At 64.8% G+C, this 11,230-nt stretch carries 10 protein-coding genes; 3 read left to right on the forward strand and 7 right to left on the reverse strand.

Going from position 1 to position 11,230, the window contains the following annotated elements; all coding sequences use genetic code 11:
* Positions 1-24: 24 nt before the first annotated feature.
* The 3 genes from Q0H50_RS05905 (at position 25) to Q0H50_RS05915 (ending at position 2,561) form a co-directional block, all read left to right on the forward strand.
* The gene (locus tag Q0H50_RS05905; RefSeq protein WP_294420467.1) at positions 25-1,230 is read left to right on the forward strand and encodes a bifunctional 3,4-dihydroxy-2-butanone-4-phosphate synthase/GTP cyclohydrolase II; all 1,206 of its coding nucleotides are present in this window, start codon (positions 25-27) and stop codon (positions 1,228-1,230) included.
* 54 nt (positions 1,231-1,284) lie between these two features.
* Positions 1,285-1,752: a 6,7-dimethyl-8-ribityllumazine synthase gene (ribE, locus tag Q0H50_RS05910; RefSeq protein ID WP_294164065.1), complete on the forward strand. Its 468-nt coding sequence runs from the start codon at positions 1,285-1,287 to the stop codon at positions 1,750-1,752.
* A 242-nt stretch (positions 1,753-1,994) separates the two neighbouring features.
* Complete coding sequence (locus Q0H50_RS05915; protein ID WP_294420470.1) at positions 1,995-2,561, forward strand: VanZ family protein; 567 nt, start codon at positions 1,995-1,997, stop codon at positions 2,559-2,561.
* 21 nt (positions 2,562-2,582) lie between these two features.
* On the opposite strand, the gene Q0H50_RS05920 is transcribed toward Q0H50_RS05915, so the two are convergent.
* The 7 genes from Q0H50_RS05920 to Q0H50_RS05950 form a co-directional block, all read right to left on the reverse strand.
* Positions 2,583-3,467, reverse strand: coding sequence for a diacylglycerol kinase family protein (locus Q0H50_RS05920; RefSeq protein ID WP_294420472.1), 885 nt, complete (start codon positions 3,465-3,467; stop codon positions 2,583-2,585).
* 196 nt (positions 3,468-3,663) lie between these two features.
* Positions 3,664-4,167 (reverse strand): cyclic pyranopterin monophosphate synthase MoaC, encoded by a 504-nt coding sequence (gene moaC, locus Q0H50_RS05925; RefSeq protein ID WP_294414589.1) that lies wholly within the window; start codon positions 4,165-4,167, stop codon positions 3,664-3,666.
* Between the two features lie 215 nt (positions 4,168-4,382).
* A complete protein-coding gene (moaA, locus tag Q0H50_RS05930) occupies positions 4,383-5,399 on the reverse strand; it encodes a GTP 3',8-cyclase MoaA (protein ID WP_294420473.1) in 1,017 nt (338 codons plus the stop codon).
* A 232-nt stretch (positions 5,400-5,631) separates the two neighbouring features.
* Positions 5,632-6,756, reverse strand: coding sequence for an ATP-binding cassette domain-containing protein (locus Q0H50_RS05935; protein WP_294420475.1), 1,125 nt, complete (start codon positions 6,754-6,756; stop codon positions 5,632-5,634).
* A 3-nt stretch (positions 6,757-6,759) separates the two neighbouring features.
* Positions 6,760-8,202 carry a molybdate ABC transporter permease subunit gene (gene modB, locus Q0H50_RS05940; RefSeq protein ID WP_294420478.1) on the reverse strand — a complete coding sequence of 481 codons (1,443 nt, stop codon included), beginning with the start codon at positions 8,200-8,202 and terminating at the stop codon, positions 6,760-6,762.
* A gap of 95 nt (positions 8,203-8,297) precedes the next feature.
* A complete protein-coding gene (locus Q0H50_RS05945) occupies positions 8,298-9,215 on the reverse strand; it encodes an extracellular solute-binding protein (protein ID WP_294420479.1) in 918 nt (305 codons plus the stop codon).
* A 260-nt stretch (positions 9,216-9,475) separates the two neighbouring features.
* A partial coding sequence (locus tag Q0H50_RS05950; protein ID WP_294420481.1) for an MATE family efflux transporter occupies positions 9,476-11,230 on the reverse strand: 1,755 nt, incomplete at its 5' end.

The following is an 11,230-nucleotide window of genomic DNA, read 5'->3' on the forward strand; positions in this document are numbered from 1 at the left end:
ACCCTAACCGAAAGGACCCCTCCTATGAGCATGAACACCATCCCCGAAGCGCTCGACGAGCTGCGCGCAGGCCACGTCATCATCGTGGTGGACGACCCCGACCGCGAAAACGAAGGCGACATGATCTGCGCCGCCGAGTTCGCCACCCAGGCCAACGTCAACCTGATGGCTAGCGTTGCCAAGGGCCTCATCTGCATGCCGATGAGCCGCGATCTGGCCCATAAGCTCAACCTTGAGCAGATGGTCTCCGAGAACACCGACAACCACGAGACCGCCTTCACCGTCAGCATCGACCACGTGAGCACCACCACGGGCATCTCGGCGGCCGAGCGCTCCATCACCGCGCTCAAGTGCGTGGACGACGACGCGAAGCCCGGCGACTTCCGTCGCCCCGGCCATATGTTCCCCCTGGTGGCAAAGCCCGGCGGCGTGCTCGAGCGCAACGGCCACACCGAGGCCACCGTCGACCTCATGCGCCATGCGGGCATGAAGCAGTGCGGCCTGTGCTGCGAGATCATGCGCGAGGACGGCACCATGATGCGCACGAGCGAGCTGCTCGAGCTGGCGCGCGAGCACAACCTGGTCATCGTTTCCATCAAGCAGCTGCAGGACTGGTGCCGCATGCATGACAACCATATGCACGAGCAGGCATGCGTGCAGCTGCCCTGCGAGTACGGCACGTTCCAGGCGCACGGCTTCGTGAACGACATCACCGGCGAGGAGCACGTGGCCCTGGTGAAGGGCGATCTGGGCGACGGCCGCGACGTGCTGTGCCGCGTGCATTCCGAGTGCCTGACCGGCGACGTGTTCGGCTCGAAGCGCTGCGACTGCGGCGAGCAGCTGCATGCCGCCCTTGCCGCCATCGAAGCCGAGGGGCGCGGCGTACTGCTGTACATGCGCCAGGAAGGCCGCGGCATCGGGCTGATGAACAAGCTGCGCGCCTACGAGCTGCAGGAGCAGGGCATGGATACCGTTGAGGCCAACGAGGCGCTGGGATTCGCCCCTGACCTGCGCGAATACTGGAGCGGCGCGCAGATCCTGCGCAACCTGGGCTGCAAGTCGCTGCGCCTGCTCACCAACAACCCCGATAAGGTATACGGCCTTTCCGGCTTCAACCTGGAGATCTCCGAGCGCATCGCCATCGAGATGGAGCCCCAGGAGCACGACCGCCGTTACCTGCAGACCAAGGCGCACCGCATGGGGCACCTGCTCGAGCACGTGGAAGACTAACCGATTCGTACCGTTAAGCGTTGCACTCAGTTCGTACAACAGAAAGGATCCATCATGGCCGTCAACATCATCGAAGGCAAGGTAATCAACGAGGGCATGAAGGTGGGCATCGTGTGCGCCCGCTTCAACGAGTTCATCACGTCGAAGCTGCTCGGCGGCGCGCTTGACGCGCTGCGCCGCCACGACGTGCCGGAAGAGGCCGTCACCGTGGCGTGGGTTCCCGGCGCATTCGAGATCCCCGTGGTGGCCCAGCGCATGGCGCAAAGCGGCAAGTTCGACGCCGTCATCTGCCTGGGCGCGGTCATCCGCGGCGCCACCTCGCACTACGACGTGGTGTGCAACGAGGTGTCGAAGGGCATCGCGCAGGTGCAGCTGGCAACGGGCACGCCGGTGATGATGGGCGTGCTGACCGTCGACACCATCGAGCAGGCCATCGAGCGCGCGGGCACCAAGGCCGGCAACAAGGGCTTCGAGTGCGGCGTCGGCGCCATCGAGATGGTCAACGTCCTGCGCCAGCTGTAGTCAGGGGTCAGAGCTGCATCGGCGTGCCTGGCATCAGCGCCCCTTCTGCTCTTACCAGAGGGGGCGCTGCAAATCCATTGGCTCTTTTGTGTGAGCATAGCTTCAATTGCGTTTGAATCGTGCTCGCGAAACGGTTGTCTGGCAGAACCCGCCGAAAGCGGAGCCTTAACCCCCGCACCTTTCGTGAACGTCCCCGCACGCCCCCGGCGCGCGGGGACGTTTTTGCTAGACTGGGATGCATTATGACTAACGAAAACGCTTCCCAAACCACAGCGAACACCGCTTCGACTCCTGAAAATCCGCAGGTCACTGGCAAGATTCAGCGCAAAACCGCCTGCATCCTCTCCTGGATCGCCGCTGCCGTCATACTGGCGCTCATCTTCTTCATGTCCAGTCGCAGCGGCATCGACATCGACAACAACACCGGCATCTTCTCGGCGATCAAGCAATGGCTCTCCGCGCAAGCCGCCGCCCTGTTCGGGCACGAAGTCGACGTCAGCCCCGTCGGGCACTTCTGCGAATACCTGGTCCTCGGAGCCGCGCTGTGCAACGCGCTGCGCTTTCACTTGAAGCCGCAAGGGCCCGCCGGCGCGCTGCTGGTCGCCAAGCCCATCGGCGAGCTGTCGAAGTGGGCGCCCATCGTCGCCGCGGCGCTGTCGAGCCTGTACGGCGTCACCGACGAGTTCCACCAGATATTCACCCCCGGCCGCAGCTGCGACCCCATGGATTGGCTGGTGGATACCATAGCCGCCTCCCTCGGCGCGCTCATCTGCTACCTGGCACTCAAGGCGCTGCGGGCAAGGAAGTAACGCGAAACGACCTTGGCGGCATTAGCGCAGCACCTGCAAGGCCGCGGGCAGCACCTCGGCATCGAACGTCCGCGCATCGATGCGCTCGCCGTCCACTTGCGCCGCGGGCATCTCGTCGAACTCCACGTGCACCTTGCGCGCCTGATGCAGCTCCATGCACCCAAGGCGCGTATGGTTGCCGCCCTTGGCCATCAGGAAGATGGCCGCCGCACCGGCAGGCGTGATGGGCGGATGGCTGATGCATACGTCGAGCAGCCCATCATCAAGACGGGCATCCGGGCAGATGCGGAACCCGCCACCGTAATAGGGCCCCATCTGCACCGCGAACGTGATGGACTTGCCCTCCATCACGGGGCCGTCGTCAAGCTGCAAGCGATATTCGCGCTGGTCAAGATGATGGAACAGCTGGTCGAATCCGCTTGCCATGTACAACGCCGCACCGTGCCTGCCCGTGCGCTTGCGGCGCTCCATGGTGTCGAGCGCAATGGCCGCATCTAAGCCAAACGACAGCGTCTCGGCGAAGAAGCTTCCGTTCACGCGGCCGACATCGGCAGGCTGCGAGCTTGCCGACAGTAGCAGATCGCACGCGCGATCGACCTTCGCCGGCACTCCCAGCGTTCGCGCGTAATCGTTGCCCGAGCCCACGGGGATGACGCCGAGCTGCGGACGATCGCCCGCCGGGCGCATCATCAGGCCGTTAACCACCTCATGGATAAGGCCGTCGCCACCGAGGGCCACCACCGTCTGCGCGCCCTGTGCGCCCTCGGCAATGGCGCACGCATGGCGGGGACCCGCGGTTCGGGCCACGGTGACCGCATCTTCGCCGAGCGCCGCGCGCAGGTTCGCCGCCGCCTTATCGGCCGCAGCGGCCCCCGCCCCGCTTTGCGCAGCGGGGTTGGCAATCAAAAGGATATGTCCTAGAGGATTCGACACAGAATCACAGGTCCATTCAGGTCAGTGAGGGCGCTTGTGGTGCGTCGCATTCGCGGGAGCCCAAGGGCGAAGCGTACTATGGTACGTGAGCCCTTGGGGTCGCGCGAAGGCAGCGTGCCGCAAGCGCCCGCAACGTCGAGCGGTCCGGCTGCCGTCAGGCAGACGGAACCTATTCGCGAGTCCACAGGCCGGTCTTGCCGCCGTCCTTCAAAAGCAGGCGCACGTCCATGATCTCCATGCCGCGGTCGACCGCCTTGCACATGTCGTAGATGGTCAGGCACGCCACGCTGGCGGCGGTGAGCGCCTCCATCTCGATGCCGGTTTTGCCGGTAACGCCCGTGGTGGTGGTCACATGTATGCCCACACGGCCGTCCTCGCGCTCGCCTGCGTGCACCGGCTCGCACTCCACCTTCGCCTTCGTGATGTTGAGCGGATGGCACATGGGGATGAGCGTGCTGGTCTGCTTGGCGGCCATGACGCCCGCTACGCGCGCGCACGCCAGCACGTCGCCCTTCGCCGCCTTGCCCTCCACGATAAGCGCCAGCGTATCAGGGTGCATGCTGATGAAGCCCTCGGCCACAGCCACGCGCTTGGTGATATCCTTCTCGGACACATCCACCATGCGCACATCGCCCTTCTCATCGATATGCGTCAAATGCTGCTGCTCAGTCATATTCGCTCTCCTTAAAATGAAACCTCTCGAAAGAGATTTTAAAACCTCCGGGACCCCAGCAAAGTCAGTGAGGGTGGCTGTGGTGCGTCGGATTCGGTTGAAACAAGCGGGCATTGGCCTTCGGGCCATGCCCGCGCAGTTGAAATCGAAGCCGGCGTGCCACAGCCAGCCGCAACGTCGAGTAAATTCGCCGGCCGGAAGGCCGGCGAAACCAATTAGCCACCTATTTGACTCATGCGGCGTTCGGTGCCGGTGATGTCTTCGTGATCGTCGGGCTTCGCGCCGAGCGCCGTGCGGAACGCATCCGCCAGGTCCCGATCGATCTGCTCCTCGGGCTTGCCGCTGCGAAGGATGCTGCGGATGTCATATTCCCGGTCACTGAACAGGCACGGACGCAGCTTCCCGTCGGCCGTAAGGCGCATGCGGTTGCATTCGCCGCAGAAATGCCTGCTCATAGGGCTGATGAAGCCGACGGTGCCCTTCGCCCCGGGAAACTCGAAGTAGCGCGCGGGCCCCCAGCCGAGCGGCTGGTGCTTGCCGGCGGGCACCAACTCGGGCAGGCCTTCGGCACGCGCCTGGCGGTTGATGATCTCGAACAGCTCCTCGCAGCTGATCACGTCGTCGGGACCCCAGCCGCAGCCGTCAGACCCCGAGCTTTCGCCCACGGGCATGTACTCGATGAAACGGACGTGCAGCGGGCGGTCGATGGAGAGCTTCGCGAACGCCAGGTAATCCTGGTGCAGCTGGCGCACCGCGACCGCGTTGATCTTCACGGGGTTGAATCCGGCCGCCAGCGCGGCATCGATGCCGTCGAGAGCCTCCTGCAGATACCCGCGGCGCGTGATGGCGTGGAACTGCTCGGCGTCGAGCGTGTCCAGCGAGATGTTCACGCGCGAGAGCCCCGCCTGGCGCAGCTGATCGGCCATGCGCGGCAGCAGCACGCCGTTGGTGGTGAGCGAGATGTTCTTGATGCCGGGCGTGTCGTTGATATCGCGCACCAGGTCGACCACGCCCTTGCGCACCAGCGGCTCGCCGCCGGTCAAGCGCACGCTTTTGATGCCAAGGCCCGAGAACACGCGAACCACGTGCGCGATCTCCTCGATGCGCAGGATGTCGGTATGGCACATGGACTGCACGCCCTCTTCCGGCATGCAGTAGATGCAACGGTAGTTGCAACGGTCCGTCAACGATATACGCAGATAATCGATGGTGCGGCCGTGTCCGTCCTTCATGAGGTCCCCTCTCGTTTCAGAATCCCCAGTGTACCACGGGCGAGGCGAATGCATCCGGCTCGGTAGCAATTGCCCCACCGAACCAGCAGACCCGTTCGCCGAAAGCCCCTTGCGCCGCAGCGCCGGCCGCGCCTTCGCAGCGCGCCCCTTCATCAAGACGAACCTCCCGCTTCTCGAACCGCCCTATCGGCCCAAGAGGCGAGAGGCACTCGCTGCCAAGCGTTTCGCGTTCCTACCTTTCCACCAGGTACAGCTTGTCGTCGGGAATGCGGATCCACAGCTCCTCGCCTTCATGAGGCAGAAGCGCGGCGTCCGTCTTCAGCTTGTCGACGCGCCAGAACAGGTGCTGATGCAGGTACTTCATCTCGTCCTCGGTGCGCTCCACCGCCGGCGCCGCCTCGGGGCTGCGGTCCAGAAAGCCCAGCAGCGCCGTGCGCTCGAAGCGCGAGTCGCTCACGCGGTCCACGCGCATGCGGAAGCAGTTGCGCCCCGGGCCGTCGGCGCGCTCCAGGTAAAACGCGCGCACGCCCAGGCATTTAACGCCCTCGGGAACCTCGGAGGCCGTCTCCACCTGCACGCCCCATTTCGGCAGCCACACCGTGTGCGGACCGCGGCGCTGCGCCGGCGTGGCGTTCTTGCAGCCCGACAGCTTGATGCCGGCCTGGCTTTGCGGGCGGTTCACCAGGTCGTCGCCCGTGCCCATCTCCATGATGTGGCCGGATTCCACCACGGCGATGCGGTCGCAAAAGCGCAGCGCCTCGTCGATGTCGTGCGAAACGTACAGGATGGTGCCGCGGAACGCGTCGAACAGGCTGACCAGGTTCTGCTCGAGCACGCTTTTCAGATGCGCATCGAGCGCGGAGAACGGCTCGTCGAGCATGAGGATGCCCGGACGCGCCGCGAGCATGCGCGCAAGCGCCACGCGCTGCTGCTGGCCGCCGGAAAGCTGAACGGGATAGCGCTTCTCGAAGCCCGACAGGCCGAAACGCTTGAGCTCGGCCTGCACCATGGCGTCGCGATCGGCCGGCGATACGCCCTTGGCGATGCCCGCCGCCACGTTCTGCGCCACGGTCAGGTTCGGGAACAGCATGTAGTTCTGGAACAGCAGGGCGGTTTTGCGCTGCTGCGGCGAAAGGTCCACGCGCGCCTTCTTCCCGGGCGCGCGGTCGAAGAACACCGTGCCGTTGACCACGATCTTGCCCGAATCGGGACGCTCGATGCCGGCGATCGAGCGCATGGTCAGGCTTTTGCCGCACCCCGACGCGCCCAACAGCCCCAGCGTCTCGTCCCCTGCCGAGAACCGCGCCTGCAGGTTGAACCCTTTGAACTTCTTCTCGATATCTACTTCAAGGCTCATGGTTTACTCCGAACGCTTGCGATATTTGGTGGTGTGGCCGCTCCACAGGTTGATGAACACGATGACCACCAGGGAGAACACGATGATGACGCCCGTCCAGAACCAGGCGACGTCGCTGTTGCCGTTCATCCACTCGAAGTAGATGGCGATGGGGATGGTGCGCGTGATGCCCACGTAGTTGCCAGCCATGAACAGCGTGGCGCCGAACTCGCCCAAGGCGCGCGCGAACGCCAGCACCATGCCTGCTGCGATGCTCGACCACGACAGCGGCAGCATGAGGCGCACGAAGATCTTCGCGTTGCTCCACCCCAGCGTGCGGGCGGCGTCGAGCATGTTGCGGTCAATGCTCTCGAACGCGCCGAGCGCGTTGCGGTACATAAGCGGGAACGCCACCACCACCGCGGCGATGACGCACGCCGCGGGGCTGAAGATGAGCGGGAAGCCCGTCTCTATCCAGAACCGGCCGAACGCCGTGTTCGAACCGCACGCGAACAGCAGGATGAAGCCGCACACGGTAGGCGGCAGCACCATGGGGATGGTGAAGATGGCATCGAAGATGCTCTTCGCGCGCGAGCTGAGGTTCAGGCAGAAGTACGCCGCCAGCAGGCCCAGGATGACGATGAACACGATGGCGATGCCCGTGGTGCGCAGGCTCACCCACAGCGGGCTCCAATCCAGGTTCTGCAAGAACTCGCCCGCCGCGGCCAGGCCCGTGGGCTTGGCGACGATGCTCACCTGGTCGGCGGGCGCGATGACGCCGAAGTCGGCAAAGGAGGGCTTGGCGTAGTTCGCGTTCTCGCCGTCGGTGATGTCGCTGTCGTCCACCCCGATGGCCAGCACGTACGCCTTGCCCGAGATTTCCTGGTCGAACATCAGGCGCACGGCGCCCAGGTCGTAGGTTTGCTGCGTGGTGAAGTGCCACGTGGAGATGCCGCTTAGGGGCACCGAGCCCGACGACTGGCCCGCATCGAGCGCGCAGAACAGCTGCTTGAGCTGCATTTGCGTTTGCGCGTCCTCAAGATCGAGCGAGAGCTGCTGGGCCATGCTGCGCGGGATGTAGGCCACCACCTGGTCGTTCACGGCGATAAGCTGCGCCACCTGGCCGACCCCCTGGCCGATCAGGTACGCGTAGCCGCGATACTCGCCGTCGATGCTGCGGTTCGACCCCTTCTGCGCGCGCGAGAAGCCGCTTATCGCAAAACTGCTGCCCTCGATCGCCGCAGCGTCGCCGTCTTTCGACACCTGCACCGTCGACGTGTCCACATCGCCTGCGGTTTGCACATCGGCATCCGAAGAGGCAGCGGCCGGCTTCGCGCTTACCGCGGACGCATCCACGTCGCCCAGCGCGTCGTCGGCAAGCGCCGCAGCCGGCGCGCACAGCGCCAGCGCGACTGCAACAGCAAGGCTTGCGATAAGCCTTTTCGCACGTTTTCCCTGTTTCGTCATACATCCCGTCCTTGGACGCGGTAAGGGGATGAGGCCGAATCGCCCCATCCCCTTGCTTCGTTCGCTTATCTGCTATGCGGTTCCAAGCGCGGCGCCTACGCCAGCTCGAAGCCCCACTTCTGCCAGATCTCCTGCGCCTTGTCGCTGCTCAGGCACCAATCCAGGAACTCCTGGGTGGCAGCGGCGTTCTTGCTCTCGGAGGTGACGGCGCCGGGATACACGATGTTCTTGTGCGTGTTGGCCGGCACGGTGCCGACGATCTGCACGCCGCCGAAGCGGTACACGTCGGAGGTGTACACGAAGGCAACGTCGACGTCGCCGGACTGGGCATGCTTGCACACGTTGCCCACGGAAGTGTCGGTGACCACCTTATTGCCGGCGTCGACGAACGCCTGGTAGCTGCCGCCCTTGCCGGAGATGTCCTTGCCGGTCTTGCCCTCGTCGGAGGCGGCGGGGGTGTACACGCCTACCGTGGACAGGGACTGGGCAGCATAGTTGCCGGCGGGCACAGAGTCGTCGCCCACGCAGATGGAGTACTTGCCGGCGGCGATGTCGTCAAGGGTGACGTCCTTGATGTCGGTGCCTTCCTTGGAGACCATGACCAGGTCGTTCTTGAACATGTCGACGCGGGTAGAGGAATCGACGTAGCCCTTCTCCACGGCGGTGTCCATGGAGCCCTTCGAAGCGCTGATCAGCAGGTCGGCATAGGAGCCGGCGCCCAGCATCTCGTTGAGCTCGCCGGAGGCCTTGTACTGCGTGTCGGCGAAGGACACGTTGTCATGGCCGTCGGCGATATAGGCGGCCTGGACCTCTTCCATGGCCTTGGACAGGGAGTTTGCCGCGAACACCTGCAGCTCGACCTGCTCGGTGTTATTGTCAGCGGACTGCTCGGTGGCGGAATCGCCCTTCTGCTCGGTGGAACCGCTGTTGGACGAGCAGCCGGTCAGAGCGAAGGCGCCCACCATCGCGAACGCGCATACGGCAGCGACCACGACGCGAAGTTGCTTCTTCATGTGCTTCCCTTTCATGTTTGGCAAGATGTCCCCTTCTTTATACGCAACGGCGAACAATCCGTTGCATGGTGGTTATATTATTCTCACCTTCGTATGTTAGTCAATTGACAATAATCCATTTTCGTGAATTATTTCGCTATTCGAATACTCGGAAATGGGAATGAAATGCACATGATGGCAAATAGGCCGGGAACGCGAAATGGCGCCCGGCCTCGGTCCCTTGCTTGAGCCGCGTCGACGTGCGGAAAAAGACAGCTCGCCTATCGAGAAGCGGCGGGCAGCGTCACCACCACGTTGTTGAGCCCCACCGTGTTCTGGTACTCCACCTCTCGCACGCCTTGGCGAAGCATTCGGATGCCCACCGCCGAGCAGGGGTCGGCAGCGGAAAGGTCCAGGTCCATGGGGTTGAACGCCGCGCCGTTGTCGCGCATGCGCAGCACCAGCGTGCCGTCGCGCTTCAAGATGAGCTTCACGTCGATGGCCGGGTGCTTCGTTTTGGCGAAGCCGTGCTCGACCGCGTTGGCGGCCATTTCCTCCACCGCCAGCGGCACCAGATAGGAACGGCGCCCGTCGACGCCCTGCGCCTCGCACCACGCCGCCACCTGCTGCGAGCACGCCGCGACCGACGCGATATCGGGTTCGCAGGAAAACGCCCGCCAGGCCCGCCAATCCTGCTGGAAGGTCTCGGGCAGGTACATCATCTTGTCGAGCAAGCCGGCCCGCTCGCGCGCATCCGCTGCAGCTTCGGGCGCACCGTCGGCAGCCCCCTTCGCCGCCCTGCGCTTCCACAGCACGCTGGCTACGACCAGCTGCAACGCCAGCGTGATAGCCTCGCCCACCAGAAACGACGTCCATACCGCCGTCGCGCCCCAAAACCATACGGTCCCCAACGCGAACAGCACGGCGAACAGGCCCGACTGCCCCACGGCGATGGCGCTTGCGGCGCGCACGTTGCCCGTGCCCTGATAGTAGTTCACGAACAGCTGGTTGATCAGGTCGATGGGCACGCACAGGATGAACGCCCGCACGGCGACCACGCCGAACGCCTCGGCGTCGCCCTCAAGGCCGAACAAACCCACGACCTGGGGCGCGAACACGAACACCGCCGCGCACAAAGCGCACGACAGCACCAGCCCCATGCGCATGCCCGTTCGCAGCGTCGCCTTCAGCGCGCCGCGGTCCTCTTCGCCGAAGAAGATGCCGCACAGAAGGGTGGCCGTCTGCCCCACGCCGATGGTCACCGACGACGCGAACGAGTTCACCGACGACAGCATGGACAAGGCCGCGACCGCGCCGGCGCTCGCCACCGCGAGCAGCAGCCAGTTGAACGTGAACGTGCGCACCATGACGGTGGCGCGGGTAAGCGAATCGGGCAGGCCCGTCTTCAGCACGCCGGCAAGCTGCCCCGCATGCGGCACGGGGTTCACCAGACGCAGCGTGTTGTCCTTGCTGAGAAAATGCGTGCAGCAGATGCCGACGGCCACGCAATACGCCAGCGCCGTGGCCAGACCCATACCGCGAAGCCCCAGGTCAAGCACGCAAACAGCCACCAGATTGAATACCACGTCGCACACGCTCATGCCGACGATGGCCACGATGCCCAGCTGAGGCGCGTTGTCCAGGCGCGTGAACCCCATGAGCAGCTGCAGCAGCACGATGGCGAACGCGCCGGAGCAGATGCCGCTCAAATACGCCGCGGTGTCGGCGTGCAGCTCGCCCGATGCGGCGCCGAGCATGGTCGCCAACGCATCGGCGCCGGCCACGCCGCCCGCCGACAGCGCCGCGCCCACCGCAAGCGCCGCGGCAAGCGACACGCTGAACAGCACGTTCACCCTATCGGCGTCGCGGTTGCCCAGCGCCCGGGCGCACAGGGCCACCGCGCCCGTTTCAAGGATGCCGGCGCACCCCGAGAACAGCATGAACACGGAAAGCGACATGCCGATGGCCGCCACCGCGCCCGACCCCAGCAAGTTGCCGGCGATCACGTTGTCAATCATCATGCCGAGCGTTGCCGA

Source organism: uncultured Senegalimassilia sp. (assembly GCF_934632265.1).
In the GTDB taxonomy this organism is placed as follows: Bacteria; Actinomycetota; Coriobacteriia; order Coriobacteriales; family Eggerthellaceae; genus Senegalimassilia.

What these genes read in the sequence shown, in the direction of transcription:
- Q0H50_RS05905 (WP_294420467.1), top strand. Translation starts at nt 25, where the DNA reads ATGAGCATGAACACCATCCCCGAAGCGCTCGACGAGCTGCGCGCAGGC.
- ribE (WP_294164065.1), top strand. Translation starts at nt 1,285, where the DNA reads ATGGCCGTCAACATCATCGAAGGCAAGGTAATCAACGAGGGCATGAAG.
- Q0H50_RS05915 (WP_294420470.1), top strand. Translation starts at nt 1,995, where the DNA reads ATGACTAACGAAAACGCTTCCCAAACCACAGCGAACACCGCTTCGACT.
- moaC (WP_294414589.1), bottom strand. Translation starts at nt 4,167, where the DNA reads ATGACTGAGCAGCAGCATTTGACGCATATCGATGAGAAGGGCGATGTG.
- moaA (WP_294420473.1), bottom strand. Translation starts at nt 5,399, where the DNA reads ATGAAGGACGGACACGGCCGCACCATCGATTATCTGCGTATATCGTTG.
- Q0H50_RS05935 (WP_294420475.1), bottom strand. Translation starts at nt 6,756, where the DNA reads ATGAGCCTTGAAGTAGATATCGAGAAGAAGTTCAAAGGGTTCAACCTG.
- modB (WP_294420478.1), bottom strand. Translation starts at nt 8,202, where the DNA reads ATGACGAAACAGGGAAAACGTGCGAAAAGGCTTATCGCAAGCCTTGCT.
- Q0H50_RS05945 (WP_294420479.1), bottom strand. Translation starts at nt 9,215, where the DNA reads ATGAAGAAGCAACTTCGCGTCGTGGTCGCTGCCGTATGCGCGTTCGCG.